23 protein-coding genes are annotated in these 24,918 nt (G+C 45.1%); 11 read left to right on the top strand and 12 right to left on the bottom strand.

Annotated elements, in window-relative coordinates:
* Positions 1–66 precede the first annotated feature (66 nt).
* From ACMXYT_RS00260 to ACMXYT_RS00250, 3 genes are all read right to left on the bottom strand, one after another.
* A complete protein-coding gene (locus tag ACMXYT_RS00260; protein ID WP_415899654.1) occupies positions 67–663 on the bottom strand; it encodes a DUF2799 domain-containing protein in 597 nt (198 codons plus the stop codon).
* 71 nt (positions 664–734) lie between these two features.
* Positions 735–1,238: a DsrE family protein gene (locus ACMXYT_RS00255; protein ID WP_415899653.1), complete on the bottom strand. Its 504-nt coding sequence runs from the start codon at positions 1,236–1,238 to the stop codon at positions 735–737.
* 120 nt (positions 1,239–1,358) lie between these two features.
* A complete protein-coding gene (locus ACMXYT_RS00250; protein WP_415899652.1) occupies positions 1,359–1,976 on the bottom strand; it encodes a hypothetical protein in 618 nt (205 codons plus the stop codon).
* A gap of 294 nt (positions 1,977–2,270) precedes the next feature.
* Between ACMXYT_RS00250 and ACMXYT_RS00245 the strand changes: the two genes are divergently transcribed.
* Together ACMXYT_RS00245 and ACMXYT_RS00240 are read left to right on the top strand one after the other, a co-directional pair.
* Entirely contained in the window at positions 2,271–3,839 is a 1,569-nt protein-coding gene (locus tag ACMXYT_RS00245; RefSeq protein WP_415899651.1) for a DUF3369 domain-containing protein, read from the top strand.
* Positions 3,840–3,856: 17 nt separating this feature from the next.
* The gene (locus ACMXYT_RS00240) at positions 3,857–5,503 is read left to right on the top strand and encodes an ATP-binding protein (protein WP_415899650.1); all 1,647 of its coding nucleotides are present in this window, start codon (positions 3,857–3,859) and stop codon (positions 5,501–5,503) included.
* 17 nt (positions 5,504–5,520) lie between these two features.
* Here the strand turns inward: ACMXYT_RS00240 and ACMXYT_RS00235 are convergent, their stop codons facing one another.
* Positions 5,521–6,705 (bottom strand): EAL and HDOD domain-containing protein, encoded by a 1,185-nt coding sequence (locus tag ACMXYT_RS00235; protein ID WP_415899649.1) that lies wholly within the window; start codon positions 6,703–6,705, stop codon positions 5,521–5,523.
* A gap of 224 nt (positions 6,706–6,929) precedes the next feature.
* On the opposite strand from ACMXYT_RS00235, the gene ACMXYT_RS00230 reads away from it, so the two are divergent.
* From ACMXYT_RS00230 to ACMXYT_RS00220, 3 genes are all read left to right on the top strand, one after another.
* Positions 6,930–7,931, top strand: a complete 1,002-nt coding sequence (locus ACMXYT_RS00230) for an ABC transporter substrate-binding protein (RefSeq protein WP_415911724.1) — start codon at positions 6,930–6,932, stop codon at positions 7,929–7,931.
* Between the two features lie 22 nt (positions 7,932–7,953).
* Entirely contained in the window at positions 7,954–10,065 is a 2,112-nt protein-coding gene (locus ACMXYT_RS00225; protein WP_415899646.1) for a putative bifunctional diguanylate cyclase/phosphodiesterase, read from the top strand.
* Between the two features lie 128 nt (positions 10,066–10,193).
* Positions 10,194–10,625 (top strand): response regulator, encoded by a 432-nt coding sequence (locus ACMXYT_RS00220; RefSeq protein WP_415899645.1) that lies wholly within the window; start codon positions 10,194–10,196, stop codon positions 10,623–10,625.
* On the opposite strand, the gene ACMXYT_RS00215 is transcribed toward ACMXYT_RS00220, so the two are convergent.
* Positions 10,622–11,506: a zinc ABC transporter substrate-binding protein gene (locus ACMXYT_RS00215; protein ID WP_415911723.1), complete on the bottom strand. Its 885-nt coding sequence runs from the start codon at positions 11,504–11,506 to the stop codon at positions 10,622–10,624. The genes ACMXYT_RS00220 and ACMXYT_RS00215 overlap by 4 nt on opposite strands.
* A gap of 66 nt (positions 11,507–11,572) precedes the next feature.
* Here ACMXYT_RS00215 and ACMXYT_RS00210 point away from each other — a divergent pair, with 66 nt between their 5' ends.
* From ACMXYT_RS00210 to znuB, 3 genes are read left to right on the top strand one after another with little or no spacing between them, the layout of a single operon-like run.
* Positions 11,573–12,061, top strand: a complete 489-nt coding sequence (locus ACMXYT_RS00210) for a Fur family transcriptional regulator (RefSeq protein ID WP_415899644.1) — start codon at positions 11,573–11,575, stop codon at positions 12,059–12,061.
* On the top strand, positions 12,061–12,840 hold the full coding sequence (gene znuC, locus ACMXYT_RS00205) for a zinc ABC transporter ATP-binding protein ZnuC (RefSeq protein ID WP_415899643.1): 780 nt from the start codon (positions 12,061–12,063) through the stop codon (positions 12,838–12,840). Before ACMXYT_RS00210 ends, znuC begins: the two co-directional genes overlap by 1 nt.
* Positions 12,840–13,628: a zinc ABC transporter permease subunit ZnuB gene (znuB, locus tag ACMXYT_RS00200; RefSeq protein ID WP_415911722.1), complete on the top strand. Its 789-nt coding sequence runs from the start codon at positions 12,840–12,842 to the stop codon at positions 13,626–13,628. The genes znuC and znuB overlap by 1 nt, the downstream gene beginning before the upstream one ends.
* A 22-nt stretch (positions 13,629–13,650) precedes the next feature.
* Here the strand turns inward: znuB and ACMXYT_RS00195 are convergent, their stop codons facing one another.
* The 3 genes from ACMXYT_RS00195 to prlC all read right to left on the bottom strand — a co-directional run bounded on the left by ACMXYT_RS00195 (position 13,651) and on the right by prlC (position 16,990).
* On the bottom strand, positions 13,651–14,511 hold the full coding sequence (locus ACMXYT_RS00195; RefSeq protein ID WP_415899641.1) for a DMT family transporter: 861 nt from the start codon (positions 14,509–14,511) through the stop codon (positions 13,651–13,653).
* Between the two features lie 167 nt (positions 14,512–14,678).
* Positions 14,679–14,948 carry a YheV family putative zinc ribbon protein gene (locus tag ACMXYT_RS00190; RefSeq protein WP_415899640.1) on the bottom strand — a complete coding sequence of 90 codons (270 nt, stop codon included), beginning with the start codon at positions 14,946–14,948 and terminating at the stop codon, positions 14,679–14,681.
* Between the two features lie 5 nt (positions 14,949–14,953).
* A complete protein-coding gene (gene prlC, locus ACMXYT_RS00185; RefSeq protein WP_415911721.1) occupies positions 14,954–16,990 on the bottom strand; it encodes an oligopeptidase A in 2,037 nt (678 codons plus the stop codon).
* A 118-nt stretch (positions 16,991–17,108) separates the two neighbouring features.
* Here prlC and ACMXYT_RS00180 point away from each other — a divergent pair, with 118 nt between their 5' ends.
* The 3 genes from ACMXYT_RS00180 (at position 17,109) to ACMXYT_RS00170 (ending at position 19,665) form a co-directional block, all read left to right on the top strand.
* Positions 17,109–17,651 carry a gamma carbonic anhydrase family protein gene (locus ACMXYT_RS00180; protein WP_415911720.1) on the top strand — a complete coding sequence of 181 codons (543 nt, stop codon included), beginning with the start codon at positions 17,109–17,111 and terminating at the stop codon, positions 17,649–17,651.
* Positions 17,629–18,261, top strand: coding sequence for a hypothetical protein (locus ACMXYT_RS00175; protein ID WP_415899637.1), 633 nt, complete (start codon positions 17,629–17,631; stop codon positions 18,259–18,261). The genes ACMXYT_RS00180 and ACMXYT_RS00175 overlap by 23 nt, the downstream gene beginning before the upstream one ends.
* 294 nt (positions 18,262–18,555) lie before the next feature.
* The gene (locus tag ACMXYT_RS00170; RefSeq protein WP_415911719.1) at positions 18,556–19,665 is read left to right on the top strand and encodes an LbtU family siderophore porin; all 1,110 of its coding nucleotides are present in this window, start codon (positions 18,556–18,558) and stop codon (positions 19,663–19,665) included.
* A 189-nt stretch (positions 19,666–19,854) separates the two neighbouring features.
* On the opposite strand, the gene ACMXYT_RS00165 is transcribed toward ACMXYT_RS00170, so the two are convergent.
* From ACMXYT_RS00165 to ACMXYT_RS00150, 4 genes are all read right to left on the bottom strand, one after another.
* On the bottom strand, positions 19,855–22,245 hold the full coding sequence (locus tag ACMXYT_RS00165) for a Lon protease family protein (protein WP_415899635.1): 2,391 nt from the start codon (positions 22,243–22,245) through the stop codon (positions 19,855–19,857).
* 125 nt (positions 22,246–22,370) lie between these two features.
* The gene (gene aroE, locus ACMXYT_RS00160; protein ID WP_415899634.1) at positions 22,371–23,198 is read right to left on the bottom strand and encodes a shikimate dehydrogenase; all 828 of its coding nucleotides are present in this window, start codon (positions 23,196–23,198) and stop codon (positions 22,371–22,373) included.
* A 9-nt stretch (positions 23,199–23,207) separates the two neighbouring features.
* Positions 23,208–24,122, bottom strand: a complete 915-nt coding sequence (hemF, locus tag ACMXYT_RS00155; RefSeq protein WP_415899633.1) for an oxygen-dependent coproporphyrinogen oxidase — start codon at positions 24,120–24,122, stop codon at positions 23,208–23,210.
* 21 nt (positions 24,123–24,143) lie between these two features.
* Positions 24,144–24,719, bottom strand: coding sequence for an L-threonylcarbamoyladenylate synthase (locus ACMXYT_RS00150; protein WP_415899632.1), 576 nt, complete (start codon positions 24,717–24,719; stop codon positions 24,144–24,146).
* Positions 24,720–24,918: the final 199 nt, after the last annotated feature.

The following is a 24,918-nucleotide window of genomic DNA, read 5'->3' as shown; positions in this document are numbered from 1 at the left end:
CTCCACTTTATCGACCAATGATTCTGTTTGAGATGAACGTACTCACAAAAGTTGGGTAGCTCAGGCTTAATGTAAATTTTGCAGCGCAGTCTTTTCTCGCAGCAACTGCATTTCCATACGAAAAAGCTCCGCTTTTAAGTTAGGTAAACGCATTTCCATATCCTTAAGGTCATTTAGTAGATGCTGCCGCTCACTGCGACTTTTTCCATCTGCCACCAGCTTAGCTTCTGTTTTAATAATCTGATCTTTTAGCTTGGTTTGTTCAGCCTTGTTTTTTCGAATATCCGATTCAAGGTTTTTGACCACTTTTTCTTGCTGGTAAAGCTCTAGCCCTTGATTATATTTAGCCAAGAAAGCCCGATCTAAATCAGTCGGGCAAACATACGCATATTCATTACCTTGGCGACCCAAGCGATAGCCATTGTCTGGTTGGCAGTAACTTTTCAGCCCCTCTTTTCGCCCTTGCAGATAATCCTCAAGATTAAGGCTCACTTTATATTCTGCACAAGCCGACTGATGTTCAGCCAGATAGGCTTCTGTTTTCCCCTGCAAACCATCCCGATAACCGATGCCTTGCCAGTCTCCCGTTAAACACTCTTCTTGGCTTAAACTGGCACAGCCTGACAAAACAACAAACAACGATGCCAAAATCAATGAACGCATAGCAGAGAAACCTTCGATCAAATAAATAAACTTAACTGACTCAAGCTGAACACAAAACGACTGACGCTAAGCTAAAAGACCGGTACTAATTTGTAGCCTTGTGTCTGCCAACCGATCAGTGAGATAAAGCCGTCAGCGACGACATCGAGCTCTTGAGGGAGTTTGTCATTATCAACGTTAAAAACATCTGTGGCGATGGCGCAGATTTCGATGCGGACATTTCGTGCTGCCAGAGCCTTGATACTCTGCTGAATCGAATCGAATGACTCTTCATATTCAAATGCTAATTCCGGCTTGGCCTCTTTACTTAAAAACTGCACGGTTGGACCAATGACCACGACCACAATCTCAGGCTCAACGCCCTGACGTTTAAAACCATCATAAGTGCCCACAATTAAATCCATGTAGAACGCGGTGGTTTTGGCCGTTTTAAAGTCAATTAAAAACACGCCTTTGGCTTGTTCGATACCATTAAGCGCCGCTGCATCATTATATTTTTGCTCCGCATTGATATTGGTGATCGTAAAGAGCAATAAAAAGCTAACTAACTTTATTCCTTGTAAGCACTTATGCATAAGACCCTCTTTATTCCATCAATTCATGCGAAACCGTCTGCAAACAGTAACAAAAAAACCGGTGGTATCTCACCTCCGGTTTTCAATAAAAAAGAACTCTGATTTACGCGCCAACAGCTATTAACGGATAATCAGATCGGGCAACCAACGCTTAGTGCGGTCAATCTCATCACGCTCACCTTCATTCATAGGCGGTACGTTAAGGTCATCCGGCGGTGAAGCCAGCACATTCAAATCTACAGCTTGCGCCTCACCTCGAATTTCATCGCCTTCAACTTTCATGTGATAGTAGATGCCGTTCCAGAAGTTCGCGCCAAACTCCTCCTTTTTCTTAAACATAAACAGCAAATCATGTGACAACCAACTTAAATCGTCTTGAGTGACCCTATTTGGTTGTTTATACGGGTATGCAAGATGGCACCATAATTCTGGGCCTTCTAGGCATTTCATCTCTTTCATAGAGAGGAAATAGTCACGAAATTTATCGTGATCCATATGGAGCTTGTAGTGGCTACCGGACTCATCTGGCTTAAAGTGCACAGTCCCTACAGCAATGGACTGACCTTTTTTATCCACTAATAAGATATCTTTTTTGCCATCTAGTGGCGCAGCCTGCAAGCCCCCCGACATAAGCAATAAACCAGCTGATAGCGTTACTAATCCTTTCCGAACTCGACCCAACATACTTACCTCCCCACCGGTAATGTTGATAAGCCTACGAATAATATCTGTACGCATTTGATGCCAGTTTTACTCGGAGGTTCCTTTTAATCTCAGTTTATTCAGCATCTACTAATTAACCATGGTACTTGGGTACTGATTTAACCCGCGTATATAAATATTTAATAAATTAACTCTGGTGTCTGCCAAAACGAGCTGATGATTTTTTGTTCACAATTCAGTATGGATAAGGGTAGTATGCAAGGAAAGGTAAATTCGTCCGACATAGCAACCGAGCCTATCCTATTGTTAGGTATGGGCTACACTTACTCAGGGTAAGTCACACCCTCTTAGTAGTAGCAGGAAGATGCGATGACCAACACTTTACTTTTCGCCGCTGAAGAATCATCAGTTCCAGATAAGGGAATATCGCCTTGGAAAGTACTGATCGTAGATGATGAGGAGGGCGTTCATCGCGTTACTCGCCTCGTTCTAAAAAACGTTACCTTCGATAACCGCCCAATCGAATTACTCGAAGCTCAATCTGCAACGGAAGCCCGTGACCTCTGCGAAAAGCATGGCACCGATATCGCCCTTGCATTAGTCGATGTTGTGATGGAAACCGATGATGCAGGCTTAAAGCTGGTTCGGACCATACGAGATGAGTTTGCAAACCATATGACACGTATCGTTTTGCGTACAGGTCAGCCAGGGCAAGCACCCGAAGAGCAGGTTATTCAAGAATATGATATCAATGACTACAAAGATAAAACTGAGTTAACAGGTACTAAGCTTAAAACCCTACTCTACTCTTCTTTGCGTTCTTATCGTGATATCAAAACCATAGACCGCCAACGCAAATCACTTGAAACCGTGATTCATGCCATGGGCCAAATTAACCAAGTTAACTCTCTCAGTAGATTAGCTTCAGCAATTCTAAATCAACTGATTTCACTACTGAATTTTGAACCCGATTCAATTTATTGTTGTACTCGACGCATTTATCGAGATACCACCCAATTTACTGTACTAGCCGCCACGGGGGCATTAGAACCCTTAATGCATGAAGCTTCTGTCGAGAAAAATATTGAGTCTGCAATGACCCAATATCATGAAGATGAACTGCCAGAAGACTTACAAAAAGTTTTTAGCCAGGCCCTAAGAGAGAAAAGTTCTATTCATACCCTCGACGGCTATATCGCTTATCATTCAGGCAGTTCTGGCACCGAGAGCCTTCTCTATATCAAACACCACAATGATATTGATGAACACGCCAAACACTTGCTAGAAATATTCAGTGCAGATGTGATCGCGACTTACCACACCCTACTCCTGAAAGAAGAAATTCAGGATACCCAAGCGGAACTGATCTACATCTTAGGGGAGGCGGTTGAGAAACGCTCTAAAGAAACGGGCGGGCATGTTAAGCGCGTCGCAGAAATATCAGCCCTACTTGCGGAAGCTTACGGCACCAATCAGATGTTTGTGGAAAATATACGCTTGGCCTCACCTCTGCATGATCTTGGCAAGATAGCTATTCCAGATGCAATTCTAAACAAACCAGCTAAGCTCGATCCGGATGAATGGAAAGTAATGCAGACTCATGCTGAGATTGGCGAAACTATGCTAAGTCATTCAGAAAGGCCTATATTTCAATTAGCTGCTCGCATTGCTGGCGCACATCATGAAAAATGGGATGGTACAGGCTATCCGAGAGGGCTGTCTGGAGATGAGATTCCACTCTCGGGCAGAATCACCGCTGTCGCGGATGTTTTCGACGCACTCAATAGCAAACGCTGTTACAAAGAGGATTGGCCTTTAGAAGAAACGCTCGCCCTGCTGGAGGAGCAAAGCGGCAAACAGTTCGATCCTCAGCTGATTACATTATTCCAAAAAAACTTGGATGCGATTTTACAAATATGTGAACGCTTCCCTGATTAACGGATGCTACCGAAGCTATGTTTGAAACCTCACCAAAGAAAGTTTCATCCAAGATAATCTCAGGTCGGCTGGGTAAGCGTTTTGCGGTTCTGATCATTGTATTTAGCTCATTTTTTACCCTTTTTAGCACCAGTTTGCAGCTTGCTCTGGACTACCATGCTGATATCAGTCGAATCGAGCAGCAGTTCAACAATATACAAACATCCTACTTACAGGCGATCACTCTAAGTGTGTGGTCTTTGGATGATTCCCAGATTGAAACCCAGTTAGTCGGGCTAAGCCAACTTCCTGATATTGAATATGTTTCTATTTTGGTAGATGGTGAAACAAGCTGGGAGCAAGGCAAACCTATTTCACGTGCAAATCGCACAATCGATCTTCCGCTTGAATACAGTGCTCCCGGTATCAATACACAAAATATTGGACAGCTTCGAGTCACCGCCAGCATCGATAACGTTTACAACCGTTTGATCAGTAAAGCGGGGGTCATCCTGATCAGTAACGCTATCAAAACGTTTTTAGTGGCAGGTTTTATTTTGCTGGTAGTCTGGCTGCATATCACCCGTCACCTACAAGCGATTTCTAGCTATCTTCGCGATATGGATGTGTTCACCCTATCCAAACCGCTATCGCTAAATAAACGAAACCCACCCGAAAAATACGATGAGATCGATACGGTAGCAGTCAGCATTAACGAGATGAGGGATAGCATCTACAACTCCTACCAAGAGCTCAACGAAAACAAGCTCCACTTGCAGGAGTTAGTAGAACAGAGGGATGCGTTGCTAGAAACTGAACGCGAATACAAAGAGACACTGGAAGATAAAGTTAAAGAACGTACACAGCAGCTAGAAGATTCAATGACCGAACTTCGTTCCGCTCAAGATTTATTGGTAGAAACCGAGAAAATGGCTGCTTTGGGTAATATGGTGGCAGGCGTAGCTCATGAGATTAATACACCTATAGGCGTTTGCCGAACAGCAGCTAGTTTTCAGGGCGAACACAGTAAAGATATTCGAAAAAAACTCACTGAAGGCAAACTAACGCAGTCAGATTTAACCGATTTCTTAGATGGTATAGATGAGTCCAGTGCGCTCTTTGAAGCGAATATCATTAAAGCCAGCAAGCTTATCTCTAGCTTTAAATTGATCGCGACCGACCAGAGTTTCGATGCCAAACAGCAATTCAATCTCAAAACCTATCTTGAATCATCCATTCAAACCATCTATCCACAATACAAACATCAGAATGTGAACTTCCATATAGATATGCCTGAGGACATAAACTTAAACAGCTATCCTGGCGCGCTTCACCATATATTGAGCAATCTAATCAATAACTCGACCATACATGGGTTTGAAGGCAAAGAGGGTGGCAACATAAAAGTTCGCGCTTATGCAGATGAACATAATGCCATGCTGGAATACCACGATGATGGTCGTGGCTTATCGTTAGAAGAGAGCAAAAAGCTATTCGAGCCATTTTTCACCACTAAAAGAGGTAAAGGTGGCAGCGGTTTAGGCATGTCTATTGTGTTTAATATTGTCTCACAGCAATTAGGCGGTAGGATCGAACTGATTAATGCCGATCAACCGGGCTTCCACATTCGCGTAACCATGCCTCTAGAAGCTAAGGAGCACAGCTCCCCTGAACAGCTAGCCTAAGCAGAAGTAGGACTGAGCTAACTAAGTTCTTGCAGAAGATCAGAACTCCAGGTAACCGATTTGGTATAACAATCGGCCACAAAATGAAACTCTTCTCCTTTAGGTAACAGGTCCCAGTCTGCCTTGATATAGGCTTCAGTTTGAGCGAGCAGTTTACCCAACGGGTTATTTCCACCCTGTACCGCTCGCTTAACTTCAACTTGAACGGGTAACTGCTCCAGCAACTCAGGTAAAGGGATACCTAGAACAGCATCTATCCCTGAGAGAAGTCCCGTCATAAAAGCGGTGCCGGAGTCCACATGGTTATGCTTTTCCGTCATCAACTGGCACATCTTCGCTTTGATCAATAACAGTCCGACCAACTCGCTTGGTACCTGTTTGTTATGGCAAAGCGCAAACAGCAGCACCCATTTTTTCAGCTCGGTTAGGCCAATATTGATAACAGCTTCGGAAATACTCGAAATAGTTCTACGACCTCCGAGGGCCGCGGAGTTTACTAGCTTTAACAAACTAGCAACCAGCTCCGGATCTCGCTGTAAAATCTGTTCAATAGAATCGACTGTTGCTTCAGAGCTGTTCACTTCTCCGATCAACTGGAACATAACCAATTCGTTGCGTGCTAATTTGCGTCCGCTCACCAACTGCGGTTCAGCAAAAAACCAACCCATAAACAGATCGAAGCCCGCAGTTTTACAATGATTATATTGCTCAAAGCTTGCGATATTGTCTGCTAGCAATTTAACACTAGGTTGCTGTTTGAGTTTTTGTGCAAGCTCGACCAGTGCATCTGCGCTGTATGCTTGGCAATCGAGTCTGATAATGTGAGCAAACTGCTGCAGCTCAGAATCAAAATCGGCAGGCATACAGATACGGTAACCTTGAACAGACAGATCTTTAAGAATCTCTTCCAAATGGGGAACAGACAAAGCAGCTAAGGTTAAATCGAACACCACAGAATCAACAGGAAGCTCTGGGAATTGAGCATCGTACAACCAGGAGGCATCTACTTTGACCCAAGCTGGCAGGCACTTTACATGGCCATTATCTAACAGATTACTGAAGGCATTAACAACTACATCTGCAGTATTAGAGCTATGATGATCTTCATCAGAATGCTCAGAAGCAGAAACCAGTTGGTATGCATAAGTGTTTAAATGCACATCAAAAATCGGCTGCCTAGAAAAAAGTACCGGCTGATTCATTTCATTCCTTTATTCAAAACGTATCTACCCCATTCTAATCCCATGCCAGACTAAGCTAAATACCCAAAGCCATTGATCCTAAGCAATAGCTTTTACAATTTCCCTACAATTAATAGTGAAAATAGCCATAGAACCTTGCGCTCTTACATTTCTGAGCAAATACTAAACATTAGTTAATTAAAACAATCTTCAATCACCACTGTATTCAGTGTTTTGAGGCCAACATGAATGGATTCATCAAGGCGGGTATCGCCTTTACCATCGCAGTTGTTGCTATCTTATTCTTCCGGTACCAATTAACTGACAGCAAAATCATAACCAATACAGAACTTCCTGCAGTAAAGATTGCAGTTTCAACGACCCCACTATCTGCTCCATTTTATATTGCGGAGAAGCAGGGGTTCTTTAAAGAAGAAGGGGTCAAAGCCGATCTCATCCCTCTCGCTGGGGGAACTAAGTGCTTTTCGGCACTGCTAAAGAAGGAAGTCGATCTAGCCACTGCTTCTAACTCAGTCGTTATGTTTAATGGTTTTAAATATGATCACTTTACTGTGCTCAGCAGCTTTGTGGAGTCCGATAATGACATCAAGCTAATGAGCCTGTCGGGTAGCGGTATCACTAAAGCTCAAGACCTAATAGGTAAATCCGTCGGTATTGTTGAAGGCAGCGCCAGTGAATACTTCCTACATACATGGTTAACCCTATCTGGCGTTGATCCAAGTAAAGTGCTAACTAAAGCCTATAGCGTTGTCGACCTCCCTAAGGTACTGAGTTTAGGAGAAGTTTCAGCCATATCTGTTTGGGAACCTTTTGCGTTTACCGCAGCATCCAATAGAAACAACCCTGCTCGCCCATTAGATACCAAAGGGCTTTATAACCTCAGTTTTAATTTGGTGGGACTAAAGGGAGCAGCACGTAACATAGAAAGTGAGCAGAAGGTATTAGCAGCTTTAAACAAAGCTGTGCATTACATCGCAGAGTATCCTCAAGAATCTCAGATAATTATTAGGGAAAAGCTACAACTGAGTCAGGCCTTTATTGATTGGATCTGGCAGGACTACCTATTCAAGCTGTCATTGAATCAATCGCAAGTAAGCTCGATTGAACAGCAGGCACGTTGGGCCATCGAATCGCAGTTAGTCATTAATGAGACCACTCCTGACTTTATCCAATTTTTTGACGCCTCTGCGTTACAAAAAATAGATCCACACGCATCTTCGCTGTAAGTCAGAGGATAATGCTCTAACTATGACCATAAGAATTCGGCTGATTATCTTAACACTCCTTACCGTCCTACTCTGCTTGAGTATGTTGCTTGGTTTAGGCTGGATGGATGCATACAGAGCAGATCTGTTTAAGCGGGTAGATGCCATTTCGCGCATCCAAGTTGAAACAAATGCCCTTCGCAGCCAATTCCGACTACATGAGCGTTACAAAGATCTCGAATCTATTGAACGTGGGTTTCGTATTCAAAAACAACTTCAAACCTATTTAGATGAGTTAAAGCCTTTTGGGCCGGATGAACAAACCTATATTCAAAGCTTACGCCATCAAAACGAGAGTATTAGTTCGCTTTACAAGCGCATGACTCATGTACATAGGTCTCCGCAACTATCGGTCAACCAATTAAACAGCCATAACTACCTATTAGATCGCTTAGACACTACGTTACTGAGTATGAGTGAAGAGAGCTTTCGTTTAGAGCATCGCGCTTTAGCTAACTCACAACAGTACATACAACAAAAAGCGGCAATTATTCAGTCCATGCTACTCAGCTTAGCCATATTGATTGCAATTTCGACGTTCCTCACCCTACGTCTTTTCCGTCGTCGCTTAGAGCAAATCGAAACGGGTATTCAAGAACTCGCTCAAGGCAATACAAGTTGCCGGATTGAAGCTGAGCTAAGCGATGAAATCGGGAATTTAGCGGCTCACTTTAACGAAATGACCGAACAGCTTGAACACAGCACCGTTTCTATCGATCAATTGCAGACTGAGGTATCTAAGCGCACATCAGAATTAGAAAAACAAAAGCACACCTTAAAACGTTTAGCGGAGCAGGATAGTCTTACCGGCCTTTCTAACCGTTCGTTATTTATGCGTAACTTAGACCTCACCATACAACGTTGTCGGGATCATCAAACCTTAGCCGCTATCTTTTTTATCGATCTGGATAAGTTCAAACAGATAAACGACTCCTTAGGTCACAGTACCGGGGACGCGGTTTTAGTTGAAATGGCTAATCGCTTTATTAAATCCCTACGTCGCTCCGATCTGTTAGCTCGTATTGGCGGGGATGAATTTACCGTTATTATTGACCAGCTTTATCAACAGGATGATGCAGCAGAGCTGGCCCGTAAATTAATCGCCAGTTTGGAAGCTCCTTATGAATATGATGGCCACACCTTATATCTAAACGCCAGTATTGGTATCAGCATCTATCCTAACGATGGTACTGAAGCTATTGAGTTGATGAAAAATGCCGATACTGCCATGTATCAAGCAAAAAAGGCTGGGGGAAACTGCTTCAATTTTTACAATAAAGGCATGAACCAGCATGCACTGACTTGGTTGGAGCTCGAAGGCGATCTTCGAGAGGCGTTAAAACATAAACAGTTATCCGTCTACTACCAACCTCAATTTGATATCACCTCTAATAAATTGGTAGGTGTAGAAGCTTTAGCACGATGGCATCACCCGCAAAAAGGGTTAATCACACCAGATAAGTTTATTCCGTTAGCTGAAGAGAAAGGGCTAATTCAACAGTTAGGAACTCAGGTGCTCGAGCAAGCTTGCCAACAGGTAAAATCTTGGTTGGATCAAGGCGCTGCAGATCTACTGCTAGCCGTTAATATTTCTGCAAAACAATTAGAACACCAGCAACTGCCGCAACAGGTACAAAGTGTCCTCAACAAAACAGATTTCCCACCTCGGCTACTCGAGTTAGAAATCACCGAAAGTTGCATCCTAAATGATCCAGAAGAGGCAATTCGCCAGCTAAATCAACTGAAACACCATGGCTTACGCTTAGCATTGGACGATTTCGGAACCGGGTATTCATCACTCTCCTATCTGAAACGTCTACCGCTAACTAAGTTAAAAATTGATAAGTCATTTGTTGATGGCTTAGATGAAGAGTCTGATGATTACGCTATCTGCCAGGCAATTATTGCCCTCGGCAATAGCTTGAAATTGACGGTTATAGCCGAAGGCGTTGAACAGCAAGATCAAAGTGAGATATTAAGAGCAGAAGGCTGCAACCAGGTACAAGGTTATCTATTTGGCAAACCAATGACCGCAAACGAATTCGCAAAACGCTATTTAGGCTTAAACCAGAAATACATGATGGAAGAACATTAGGCTAAATTGATTCACATTAAACAGAATCAAAAAAATCACTTTTAAATATTATTGACGGTTGGGCCTAACCTAAAAGCCAAGTATTATCAGTAAGATATATACCTCTAGGCTTTATCGCAGACCTTTGAATGATGACTCGTAAAAAACGCCAAATAACTGTACCGCCAGAAAAAGCCGTAGTTTTGATCGTCGATGACATGCAATCAATGCGCATGATTACTCGAACCACACTTAAAGAGATGGGGTTTCGTAAGTTTGTTGAAAGCCCAAACGGACAAGAAGCGTTAAAACGCTTAAAACTGATGAATATTGATCTGGTGATTTGTGACTGGGATATGCCAGAGATGAACGGCATAGAGTTACTGCGCCAAATCAGAGCAGATCAGCGTCTTAGGAAAGTATCTTTTGTAATGCTGACCGCCCATGCCGAAGCCGATTTAATCCATGAAAGTATTACGGTCGGGGTTGATGGGTATTTGGTTAAACCCTATCAACCCTCGACGCTGTGTGCCCGTATTAACGATCTACTCGAGCACCCTGTAGACATCTCTTACGCTTAACGCAGACAGGTTTCCATATTGTTCGCAAGCTGCTTCAGGAAGCCTGTATATCCCTGTTCAGAAGTAATATCGATCGCAAGAGGATCTAGCTTACCCAGTTTCACTGGCTGCTTAGCCACAATTCGCTGAATTACCTTCGCTTCGAACTGCGGCTCAGTGAAGATACAGCCTACTTGATCTTCCTTAAGCATGGTTTGAATCGCTTGTAACTTTTTCGCACCCGGCGCACGAGCAGGATCAACCGTGAAGTAGCCACGCTGATTCATATCATAATGTTCAACAAAGGGAGCAAAGGCATCATGGAATACGATAAAACCTTTCTCTCTGACAGTCGCTAACTGAGCCTGAATCGCACGATCCGTAGCCAAAATATCTGCCGCAAATTGTTGGTAATTGCTGTTTAATTGCTCCGCCTGTTCTGGGTGAAGCTTCACGAGGGCTTTTTTAATCTCTGCCGCAGCCTTCAGCATTTTTACCGGGTCCATCCAAACGTGAGGATCGACAGCATGGTTGTGATGATCATGTTCATCATGACCGTGGAGCTCATGATGATCGTGATGCCCCTCTCCTGAACCCTCTAAAAGCTGCACGGTTGGAACTTTGGAACGTTCTAGTGCTTTGCTTAAAAACTGCTCCATATCGGGGCCAACCCAAACCGCTAGATCAGCAGTGTTTAGCTTGCGTAAATCAGAGGGTTTTAGAGAGTAATGATGTGGTGAGCTGCCCGCAGGGATCAGGGAATCAACCTCCCCTAATTCACCTACCACACCTTCAACAACTAGCTGCAATGGCTTAACGCTCGCTACCACCTGAATCGGTTGATCAGCAGTCGCTGTACTCGCAGCAAAAAGTGTTAAAAAAAGTAGAGTAATATTTTTCATCTTTCGCAATACATCTCTGAAGATTAAGGGTTACAATATAACACAAACTTATAGGGTAAGAATGCTATGGCACATACTGATCTAGCCTTTCATCCTGAACATGATCACCACGGATGTATAGAACAAGCATTGGAAGATGCACGCTCACTTTGTAACGAGCGTAACCTGCGTTTTACGCCTATTCGCGAGCTGGTTTTAAAAACTATCTGGCAGAGTCATAAACCGCTTGGTGCCTACGAACTTCTACCCGAACTAGCCGCTGGTGGCTTTAATTCAGCGCCTCCTACAGTTTATCGAGCGCTAGAGTTCTTACAGGAACAAGGCTTAGTCCACCGTATCGCTTTACTGAACGCTTATATCGGTTGTCCTCACCCAAGTGATCATCATGAAGGCTCCTTTCTGATCTGTCGTGTATGCAATAACGCAGTAGAGATTGATACGCGAAAGGTGAGCCAAGATATCCAGAAACAAGCGGATAGCTTAGGCTTCAAACCGGAAAAACAATCGATTGAAGTACTGGGCATTTGCCCAAGCTGCCAACAGAGTGCCGCCTAGTGAGCCCATCGCCACATACCCATGAACCACTGATCAAACTTGAAAATATCAACCTTTCCTTTGGTCAAAAGCACGTTTTGCAAGATATCAATGCAGAACTGCATCGTGGCTGTATTACCACACTGATCGGCCCCAATGGCGCAGGTAAGACGACTTTAGTTCGTGTAGTGCTAGGCTTACTCAAAGCTGATAGTGGCAGCTTATGGCAAGAAGATAGCTTACGCATCGGCTACATGCCGCAAAAGTTACAGATCGATAATACGTTCCCTTTAACAGTTGATCGCTTCCTGCGAACAACTCAATGTAAAGACCCAGCTAAAATTTTGGCAGCATTGACCGATGTCGGCGCTGATAAGTTACTCAAGCAAGCAGTACATAACCTGTCTGGCGGTGAGATGCAGCGTGTCCTGCTTGCCCGCGCCCTACTTCGTGATCCTCATCTACTAGTATTAGATGAACCTGTGCAAGGGGTTGATATTAACGGTCAGCTTGAACTTTATAACCTGATTGCACGTATTCGGGATGAACGTGGTTGTGGTGTTTTAATGGTTAGTCACGACCTTCATCTTGTGATGGCAGCAACAGATCATGTGGTTTGTATTAATCATCATGTTTGCTGCTCTGGCCACCCTGAACAAGTCACCAATGACCCATCATTTACCGAGCTATTTGGCATTCAAGGCAGCGAGCAGTTAGCTGTTTATAGCCACCATCATAACCATCGCCACGATGATCATGGCGATATTATTCCTGATCATAATTGTAAGGGCGGTTGTTAATGCCTGATTTTCTTTTATATGCCTTGCTAGGCGGCATTGGTGTTGCGGTTATTGCCGGCCCACTTGGCTCATTTGTGGTGTGGCGCCGCATGGCATATTTTGGTGACACACTCGCTCACTCTGCTCTTCTTGGGGTTTCTGTCGGCTTTATGCTGCAAGTAAACCTCAACCTAGCCGTGATCTTCTGCTGCGTGGCCCTCGCCCTTATTTTGGTCGCGATGCAAAGGCAGCGGATGGTAGCTACAGATACTCTATTGGGCATCATGGCTCATAGTTCGCTCTCTTTAGGCTTAGTTGCCGTCTCTCTACTAGAGATTCGGGTAGATCTGATGTCCTATCTGTTTGGTGATCTACTCGCTGTCGGCGTCGAAGATCTCTATTGGATCTACGGGGGCGGCATCCTCGCTCTGGTGCTGTTAAAACTCCTCTGGCAACCTCTCTTAGCGATCACCATCAATGAAGAGCTCGCTCATGTCGAAGGGGTGAATGTTGCCTGGACACGATTAGCTTTGATGCTTTTGATCGCTGTCATTATCGCCGTAGCAATGAAGATTGTAGGCTTACTACTAATAACGTCTCTGCTAATTATTCCTGCAGCTGCCGCAAGGCGTTTAGCCCAAAGCCCTGAGCAGATGGCCATCGGTGCCGCTATCGTCGGTAGTTTGTCAGTAGGTGGTGGTTTATGGCTATCATGGCATTTCGATACACCCGCCGGCCCATCGGTTGTGGTGGTATCCCTGCTGATTTTTGTTCTGCTTTACACGTTGCCTTTACGCCGAGCGATTTAGCACAACATTCCAGATATGTTAATCAGCGCTTCCATAAGGCGTTGATTAACGCACCTGCCAGAATCAAGCACCCGCCGATGATGGTCCACAAAGTAGGAATCTCTTCAAAAAAGATCACACCCAGAATTGCAGAAAAGATAACCTGAACATAAGCATAAGCACTCGCCTTGCCTGCCTCTTCTGCTGCCATCGCTTTAGTTAATCCAATCTGCCCAACTTGAGTAAATACACCCACTAACAGCAGAAGTAACAGCGCTTCCATTCCAGGCACAACAAAGTCACCGCCCAACAGCAATAACGAGGTTGGTAACGCCACCAGCGGGAAATAAAAGATAATGACAGAGCTATCTTCCGTTTGACTCAGTTTACGTACGATCACATAAGCGATGGCACTCCCTAAAGCCCCCGCTAACGCAGCGAACAGGCTTAACATCGGTAAACCAATTAATCCCGCTTCACCCGGTCGCATCATCACAATCACCCCGACAAAACTGAGCAACATACAAAGCATCGTCGCTAGCTTGATCCGCTCTCCCAGAAACAGCAACGCTAAGACCGCAGTAAATGCCGGATAGGTATACTGCAATACCGTTGCATCAGCTAATGAGAGGGTCGTGACAGAGTAATAAACGCAAACTAGAGCCAAAGCACCCACAACACCTCGCGCCAGCAGGAGCGGCTTATGCTGCCCCCAGATAGAGATGCGTTTACGTTTAACATCTAAGTAACTTAAACCTAAGGACACCAGAGCCCTAGCAGCCACTATTTCCAAAACCGGAATGCCATAACCCGACACCGCTTTAACGCAGGCGGCCATCAAGGCAAAACCAAGCGCGGATAGCAGCATATAGCGAATAGCGATGGGCACGGCAGTTATAAACATGGCTTTAGACTTTGAAACGTAGATTGAGAAAGCGGGATCATACCAGATAAGCCTCAGTAAACGAGGTGATCATCGATCAGGAAATTGGTTTACCGGTAAACGATTACCAAATAGGTATGATCTAATAAGTTACAAAAAAATAGGGGCTTAAAAGCCCCTATTTTATATTAGTGATCTTTCCGCTTAGCGCCGGGGTTCGCCGTAAACATCAGAGGCTGTGCGCCTTCCTCTATTTCAGGCTTATTCTCACGATTGACGCGTGTTTCCAGCTCTTCCACAGCGGTATCTGGTTCACCATCCAAACGCATGGAATCTGCATAATCACAACGTACGCACTCTTTGTACTCACGCTCTTCATCACGGTAAGTACGAATACAATCCATCTCGCCGCATCGTGGGCAAACAGCACCCGCTATAAATCGTTTAATAACTGTCATGTTAATTACTCGGTAATTCCACTGTGGCGAAGTAGTGCATCAACTTGCGGTTCACGACCGCGGAACGCTACAAACAGCTCCATCGGTTCGCGAGAACCGCCCATTTCTAGAATGTTCTTACGGAAATCTGCACCAGTATCCGTATTAAAGATGCCATCTTCTTCAAAACGTGAGAATGCATCTGCCGATAGCACCTCTGCCCATTTATAACTGTAGTAACCCGCAGAATAACCACCCGCAAAAATATGGCTAAAGCTATGCTGGAAGCGGTTAAACGCAGGCGGGGTAATCACTGCCACCTGACTACGTACTTTATTCAACACCTCTTGAACAACCGTTTCTCCCGGCTGGTAGTCACGGTGTAAAAGGAAATCGAATAGAGAGAACTCCAACTGGCGTACCATCATCATGCCTGACTGGAAGTTACGTGCCGCCAGCATCTTATCCAACAACTCTTGCGGTAGGGTTTCGCCTGTCTGGTAGTGACCTGAGATTAACGCCAGCGCTTCTGGCTCATAGCACCAGTTCTCTAGGAACTGACTTGGCAGCTCAACCGCATCCCAAGCTACACCATTAATACCACTTACGTCAGCCGTTTCAATTTGGGTCAGCATGTGATGCAGACCATGGCCAAACTCATGGAATAGGGTGGTTACTTCATTGTGATTCAGAAGGGCAGGATCATCACCTACTGGAGAGCTGAAGTTACATACCAAATAAGCCACTGGTAGCTGCAGAGAACCATCATCTAGACGACGACGCACACGGCAATCATCCATCCAAGCGCCGCCACGTTTCTTTTCACGGGCATACAGATCCATAAAGAAGCGAGCGATCACTTCACCATTGCGGCTAATTTCAAATAGGCGCGCATCATCATGCCAACGGTCGAACTCTTCGACTTCACGCATTTCGATATCAAACAGTTTACCGGTAACCGCAAATAGACCTTCCAATACTTTTGGAAGAGGGAAGTAGGGGCGGATCTGCTCTTCAGAAATAGAGTATTTCGCCTGCTTCAGTTTCTCGCCGTAGTAAGCTAGATCCCAAGCTTGCAGGTCTTCTGCGCCAAATTCAGCTTTCGCAAACTCGCACAGTTGCTCAAAATCCTGTTTAGCTACGGGTAGGCTTTTCTCAGCAAGATCCTTTAAGAACTGCACAACCTGATCGGTATTTTCAGCCATCTTGGTCGCTAACGAATAATCAGCGTAGTTACCAAAGCCGAGCAACTGTGCCAGCTCTAAACGTAGCTCTAATAACTGAGAGATAACCTCTGTATTATCCCATTTACCTTCGCCCGGTCCCTGATCAGATGCGCGGGTAGAGAAGGCTGTGTATATCTCTTTACGCAGTTCACGATCATCCGCATAGGTGATCGTTGCGAGGTAAGAAGGGAAGTCCAGTGTCACCAACCAACCCTCTTGCTCTTTCGCTGCAGCCATCTGCTTCGCTGCCGCTAACGCCATAGGCGGAAGGCCCGCAAGATCAGACTCTGAGGTCAGTAGTTTGCTCCAGTCATCGCTGGCATCCATGACGTTTTCAGAAAACTTAGTCGTCAGCTCAGACAGCTTCTGTTGCAGCTCAGCGTAACGCTGCTGTTCTTCTGGATTCAGAGCGATACCAGATAGACGGAAATCACGTAGAGTATTGTTGACTACTTTCTGCTGCGCTTCACTTAACTGAGTAAATTGCTCACTTTCAGCAAGCTGATTAAATGCTTGGTAGAGACCTTGATGCTGACCCATCTCTGTCCAGTATTGGGACAGTTTAGGCAAGCACGCATTGTAGGCATCACGTAGCTCATCACTGTTCACCACCGAATTCATGTGCGAAACAGGCGACCAGGCTTTAGCTAAACGGTCATTCATCTCTTCAAGAGGGGCAACTAGAGAATCCCAGCTAGGTACAGACAGTTCTTGTAGAATACGTTCAACCGTTGCTCTGCTGTCTGCCAGCAATTGATCGATTGCGGCTTCGATTTGATCAGGTTTGATCTGACTAAATGCTGGTAACAACTGTGGTTCAAGCATTGGGTTACTCATATAAAGCTAGCTCCATCGGCGAGATATCGTTCCTAATACATGGGACTAAATCTTAATTTTTCAATTCCCCTAAGCTATTTCATAATAGATACTTCCCAATTTCTAGCGAGCAATAATTATGAATGTACGTACTTATCAAGGCTTCACTCCCAAACTAGGAGAGCGAGTTTTTGTTGATCCTAGCGCGGTTGTAATTGGAGATGTCGAGATTGGTGACGATTGCTCGATCTGGCCACTCACCGTAATCCGTGGTGATATGCACCGTATTCGTATTGGCGCACGCACCAGCGTGCAAGACGGTTCAGTCCTACATATCACCCATGCAGGCCCCTATAACCCAGATGGTTTCCCATTGATCATTGGCGATGACGTCACCATTGGCCATCAAGCGATGCTACATGGCTGCACCATTGGTAGCCGAGTTTTAGTGGGCATGGGTGCAATGGTTATGGATGGCGCGGTAGTTGAAGATGAAGTGATTATCGGCGCGGGCTCCCTAGTGCCACCAGGTAAAAAACTAGAAAGCGGCTACCTTTACGTTGGCCGTCCTGCAAAACAACAGCGAGAACTCACAGAAAAAGAGCGCTCTTTCTTCAGTTATACTGCTGGAAACTATGTGAAACTTAAGGATAAGCACCTTGAAGAAGATTTCGCAGGCTAACAGTCTGATCCTGGCCACGCTGCTTGTAAGCGGTTGTGGCTATAATATCCAGAGTTCCCCTACTACTTGGGTTAACTCCTATGAGGTAGAGGTCTCTGATACGGAGGAGGGGAAACGCTATTCCCTTTGTAAAAGTTTTGGTTGCGATCGAAGATCTTCAATACAGTTTTATACTGATGAGCTAGACCAAGTTCGTCAGCACTTCTCACCACCAGCAGTTACAGCAGAGGAAGAGCGCTTAAGGATCGCTACAGGTATCGGTCTGTTTGAAAGAATCACCGGCCCCAAACTACGCACTTTTGGTGATCAAGCAGCTAATAACACCTCCTTTATCAGTCGTTCAAATCAATTGGATTGTGTTGCTGAGAGCCTCAATACAACGCGTTACCTTTTAATCTTACAGCAGATGAACCTCTTACATTTCCACCGACCAGGCGGAAATGTTCACCGTGGCCCCTTCACGTTAAATGCGCCCCATAACAGCGCTACTATCGTTCAACTAGATACTCAGCAAGCCTTTGCTGTGGACTCTTGGTTTGGCGCTAACGCTGAACCCGCTTGGATTACGCCTGTGGATAACTGGTTAACCGGCGCTGATCCTGAAGACTAGCTGCTGGTTATAATTCAAACACCAGTTGATAATAATTATCAATAACTTTAGTATCGCCCACCAACATCTTACTTTCATAATACTTTGAGCCTTATTTTCAGCAAGTTAAGCGCTATTTCCGTTACTCGGACAAGCGCCTGTGGGTATCTATTTAGCTCGAAAAGTAAGCAGCCTTAATGCTTAAACGACTAAGAACATTTTAAAACTACGATGTCTTGTTGGTTGTGAATAATCTCATTCAGTTAACCAGGGTAAGTACCAGATTAAATCGCTTTTTAAAAAGAAGGGAACAACATGAAAAAGACCACTATCGCCACGCTAGTTGCTGCGGCAATGACATCAGCAACACCAGCCTTTGCAACCGATGTTGCTAAAGAGTTAGCGGCAATGAAAGCACGTATTGCACAACTGGAAGCACAGCTAGCTGCTCAGCAAGCAACAACGGAAAAGCTAGAGCAAGAAACTGAAGCTCAAGCTTCAGCTGCTCCAGCAAACGGTGGCTTCGCAGATAACGTCAGCGTAGGCGGCGAAGTAACCTTGCTAGCACAGCAAGTTGAGACTGATGGCGAAAACAGCGTTGGTGATGTTTTAGTTGATACTTTCGAACTTGAAATCGCTGCTGATATTAACGAAAACGTTAAAGTTTCTACGCTAATCGAATACCTATCTGCAGACGAGAAACTGGACCTTGCTGAAGCATACGTAGTGATTGGCTCTGAAGATGACCCTCTAAGCTTCACGCTGGGTAAAGCTGCTCACCCTTTACTAGTAGGTGATTCTGCAGCCTTCACTGACCCAATTGCATTCGACATCTTCGATGCGAAAGAAGGTCTAGCTATGTTGAGCTACCAAAATGAGATGATTCAGCTAGATACCTATGTGCTTAACAACTCTGCAGAAGGTAACGAAGGTTTAGATACGTTCGGTCTTAACTTAGGCACTACATTCAGTAATAGTGTTTCTCTTGGAGCAGGCTATGTGACGGATGTTGCCAATACCGCAGGTCCTTTTTCTGAGCTAGGCGGTCTAACTGAGAAAATCGATGCATGGCGCGTAAATGCATTGGTAGAAGCGAATGACTTGGCGTTGTTTGCTGAGTATATCCAGCTAGGTAAATCTAACTTGGCGGGCGAGCCAAGCTTCCTTCATTTAGGTGCAGGCTACGGAACACAGATCCTAGGTGCGGACGGTACGCTTTTCCTAGGTTACAGCGAATCTGATGAAGCTGAAGATATCGATGATGTAGCAGGTATCGACTACGAACTACCTGAAAAGCGTGTAGCGCTGGGTGTATCGCGTTCTCTAGGTGAAAATGCTGAAGTGACTGCGGAATATGTTCGCGAAGAAGCTTACAGCGACACAGATAGCGATATCCTAAATGTTGCGGTAACAACTACTTTCTAAGCAGGGCTTAGCGAGTTGTTAAAATGTGACTGACCAACGCTGAATCCCCCTTCAATCATCAGCGCTGGTCGTCACAATACTCTGTACAGACAGATATTCTGTAAACATTACTGTTAATGATATCTGTTATCACTTTGGCAGGGAACGCTCCTAAGGAATTAAATCCTTTAGAAGGAACTTTTCCAAACCTTATTTGTTCGACTTAACCTCTAGCTTAGCCGAAGAAATTTCCCGTAAACGCTTAACCACTTGAGCATTAATACTACGTTGCGTAAACGTACCATCGGCCTTGCGTTTACCCGGCTTCTTACCCATTAAAATCTCTAAGCAATCATCCACATGACCAACCGCATGGACAGAGAATAACCCCTCCTTAACAGCCTCGACAACCTCTTCTTTGAGCATAAGATTGCGCACATTGGCTTTAGGAATAATGACCCCTTGTTCGCCGGTAAGTCCGCGGGTTTTACAGAGATTAAAGAACCCCTCTATTTTCTCGTTTACACCACCAATCGCCTGTACTTCGCCATACTGGTTGATAGATCCTGTAGTTGCGAAGCTCTGACTAATCGGTATATGTGTCAACGCTGATAAAAGGGTGCAGACCTCTGCTAAAGATGCACTATCACCATCAACATAACCGTACGATTGCTCCAAAGCGATGCTGGCAGAGATCGCCAAAGGGAAGTCTTGGGCATATTGATGACCTAAGAAGCCCGATAGGATCAAAACGCCTTTTGAGTGGATCGGCTGGCCTAAGGCAACCTCACGCTCAATATCCACGATACCGCGATTACCCGGATGAACCGTTGCCGTGATCCGTGCAGGTGTACCGAAAGCGACATCACCCACTTGCAGTACCGTTAGACCGTTGGTTTTACCAACGGCTTCACCTTGGGTATCGATCAAAACCGTTTGGTTAAGAATGCCTTCTTCGATCTTTTCAGACATCCGAGAAGTCCGGCGTTCTTTCGCATTCAGCGCCATCTCTACATGATCGGCATTAATCAGCTCATCTTCCTCTTTGACCCGCTTGAAATCAGCTTCACAAAGCAGATCAACCAACTCGCCAATATGAGCTGATAATAACTCCTGATCTTCGGCCTGACGCGAACTATGCTCGACCAAACGCGCCACTGCTCGACGAGTCAGCGGAGCTAAGCCTTCTTCATCGGCTAACGTTTTCATCAAGCGTGCATAATGCCTAATAGACTGAGGAGTTCGCTTTACATCCTCATCAAAATCCACCACGACTCTGAACATCTTCTCAAAGTCATGATCAAGCTCTTGTAGGAGGTAGTAGATATTGCGTGCACCGATCAGCACAATTTTCACTGAAAGCGGTACCGCCTGCGGCGTTAGGGTGATTGTGCTAATACCCGCGTATTCACTGGCGGGGCTTTCAATTCTGATTTCATGGGATTTCAGCGCACGTTTAAGTGCACCATAAACAAAAGGCTGTTCCAGTAGCTTCTCAGCTTCTAGTACCAGATAACCACCATTCGCTCTGTGCAAAGCACCAGGGCGAATAAGTTTGTAGGTCGTAGAAAGAGCACCCATTTCAGATGTGTACTCTACACGTCCAAACAAATTCTCATAGCTAGGGTGCGCTTCGTAAACAACAGGAGCACCCTTAACCTTATCGTTATCCACAAGCAGATTAACGCCGTAATTGCTTTCTAGATAAGCACGACGGCTGGCATCAGTAAGCGGCTCGATCAGCTTTTCATCACCGACAATTTCAGCGCAGTTTTTAACTAACGACGTTTCCATCTCTGACAGATAGTCTGTCGCCGCAGCAATATTGGCGTACTTATCTTTCAGCGGTTGGAAAAGTGGGGCGATTGACTGTCGTGTGGTATCACGATCGAGGTTCTTCAGCTTTTCTGCTGCCTCGCGTCGCCACTGCGGTAGGCCTGTTAACGCTTCGTTTAGCTTATCTTCCAGATCAGATATCGCCTTGGTAAAACCATCACGAATCTCTTCAGGTAACTGCGAGAAAACCGCTTCGTCCATCGCTTGCCCTTCGGCAACCGGAGTAAAACCGATACTACCTGCATCGCGGTATACCGCAATGCTATGCTCACGCGCTTCGCGCTCAACACCTTCTATCGCCTGATCATAATAGCGGTTGAGTTCACGCTCGATCTTACTCTTCTTACGTTGATAAGAAGGGCTTTCAAAGGCCGCTGGCATCTCTGACAACACCGCTTCGATAATGTTTTTAATATCACGCTTAAACTGCTGAGCCTTGCCAGCAGGGAAGGGGATAGCTAAAGGATTACGATTATCTTTTAGGTTATTCAGATAAACCCAATCCCCCGGCTTTTTCTCTTTTTTCGCCGTGGTTTTGAGGTTCTCCATCGCAAAGGAGAAACGCCCCGTATGCGGATTACCCATCACAAACAAGTTATAGCCTGGACGGCGCATGCCGATACCAAAATCCATCGCCTCAATGGCACGGGTTTGGCCAAAGAATCCAGTGAACGGTTCAAGCGTAGACGTGTTTTTGAAAGGTAGTAATTCAGGATCGCAGCGAAAATAAAGCTGCTCAGTAGATAGTCGGGTTTCCGTTACCATAAGGTACTCCCGCAGCAGACTGAAAAGTTAACACTATGCAGTGTTCTTATTTCAGTTATACGCCGCGAGAGAGCCCCATGCAAGTCTGCTTTGATAAAATTTATAAAGCGACTGTTGTATTAAAATCAAACAGTTATTGCTTCACGGATATCAGAGATAACGGTTTTAGAGTCAGGGTCCAAGCCACGCCAGATTCTAAAAGATTCCGCAGCCTGCTCTACTAACATACCTAGGCCATCAATGGACTTTGCCGCACCTTGTTCAGTCGCCCAAACACAAAAAGCGGTTGGTTCTGCGGCATACATCATGTCGTAGCACCAAGCACCTTGTGCCAATACATGTTCCGGAAGAGGGGGGATCTCACCCTGTAAGCTAGCAGCAGTACCATTGATGATCAGATCAAAGCTTTGACCTGCAAGCTCATCATAACCACCGCCCGATACGTTACCAAGATCTGCAACCAACCCAGCAAGCTCTTCGGCTTTAGAAGCGGTACGGTTTGCGATAACTAACAGCTCAGGCTTTTGCTCCAAAACCGGCTGTAAAACGCCACGAACAGCACCTCCAGCACCTAGGATAAGCACCTTTTTACCTTCAATCGTGCCACCATTGTTACGCACAATATCGCGCACCATGCCAACACCATCGGTGTTATCACCACACAAGCGACCTTGATCATCGCGGTACAAAGTATTTACCGCACCCGCCAATTCAGCACGCGGACTTCTAACTTCAGCTAAAGACCAAGCTTCCTGTTTAAACGGAATAGTGATATTCAGACCACGGCCATCACCCGATAAGAAGTCAGAAACGTAACCTTCGAAGTTATCTTCAGGTACGCAGATCGCTTCATAGGTCAGATCCTGATCTGTACTCGATGCAAATGCAGCGTGGATTTGTGGCGATTTAGAGTGCTTAATCGGATTACCGAATACCGCGTAACGATCAGTCATAATCCGCCCTTACACTTCCAGCCAGTTACGAGGCTTCAAATAACGCTCGTACAGCACCGCTTCTTCAGTGCCTTCATCAGGTTTCCAGTCGTAACCCCAACGTACTTCTGGTGGCAGCGACATCAAGATAGACTCAGTACGTCCACCAGATTGCAGGCCAAACAGGGTGCCACGGTCAAACACTAGATTGAACTCGACATAACGGCCACGGCGGTGCAATTGGAAGTCACGCTGACGCTCACCGTATTCACGGTCTTTGTTTTTCTCGATAATTGGCACATAAGCTTTAGTGTAAGCATTACCAATCGACTGCATCAGCCCGAAGCTCTTATCGAAACCAAGCTCATTAAGATCATCGAAGAAAAGCCCGCCTACACCACGAGGCTCATCACGATGCTTCAAGTAGAAGTATTCATCACACCACTCTTTGAAACGTGGGTAGATATCATCACCAAATGGATCACAGGCTTCTTTAGCTGTCTGGTGCCAGAACTTACAATCTTCATCGTTACCGTAATAAGGCGTTAGGTCAAAACCACCACCAAACCACCATACGGGTTCTTCACCTTCTTTTTCTGCGATGAAGAAACGAACGTTGGCATGAGAAGTGGGGATATAAGGGTTATGTGGATGAATAACCAAAGACACACCCATCGCCTGAAAACTACGACCCGCTAATTCAGGTCGATGCGCTGTAGCAGAGCCTGGCAACTTATCGCCGAAAACGTGAGAGAAGTTCACACCACCTTTTTCGATAATTGCGCCCTTATCTAGGACGCGAGTACGACCTCCGCCGCCTTCTTCTCGCTGCCACTCATCCTGATAAAATTTTCCTTCGCCATCAGCCTGCTCTAGGGCATCACAAATAGCATCTTGCAGCCCCAAAAGGTATTCTTTTACAGCGTCAATATTAGGTGCGGACATAGTACTCACTCACATATTCATTTAAGCGCGAATTAATTGATCAGATTTTAGATCTCGAATTTGAGTAGGCTGATCTAAACCACCTAACTCACCTGGCAAAACATAAGCAAGTTTTTCACCGAAGTAAGTCTTCACTCTCAATATATCTCTTGCAGGTTCATGCGCTGCAGGATTTGCCGAAGTCGATACAAGAAAAGATCCGTAGGATTCAGTCAATTCTTTTACTTGTAAGTGATTACTCACTCTAACAGCTACAGCGCTATGATTACCTTTAATCCAAGTAGGAATTCTGTTCTTTTTATCTGGCAAAATCCACGTATATGGACCCGGCCAGTTAGCAGTTACTTTGACATACTCATCATCAGTCAGATCTTCGAGCAAAAAATCGATCTGAGAGAGATTTCCAGCGATTAAAACCAGACCTTTATGCATAGGTCGACGCTTAATTTCTAGAAGTTCTAAGACGGCCTGTTCGTCAAACGGGTCACAACCTAAACCCCAAACCGCTTCAGTAGGATATGCGATCACACCGCCTTGACGGATCGCTCGAACAGATTGCTGAATATGCCACCAATCAGGTTTTAAATTACTACTCACCATTTACTCCTCAATGCCATATAACAAATCAACAGTGCATCACTATTCTTTACTAGAGGTATCAATAAATAGTGACGAGAGGTAGATAGAAAGAGCCCCATACAGATAACTAAGCGGGGTAACTCCCTTTCATCTTGAAGGCATTTAACTTTGAGGGCTGAACACTAAATGTTCGACGCGGTCTTTGCAACTCTACCGA

Origin of the sequence: Neptuniibacter sp. QD37_11 (assembly GCF_047778105.1) — a bacterium.
GTDB lineage: Bacteria > Pseudomonadota > Gammaproteobacteria > Pseudomonadales > Balneatricaceae > Neptuniibacter.
The sequence above is the reverse complement of the archived record's forward strand: the minus strand, read 5'-3'. Positions and strand labels throughout refer to the sequence as shown.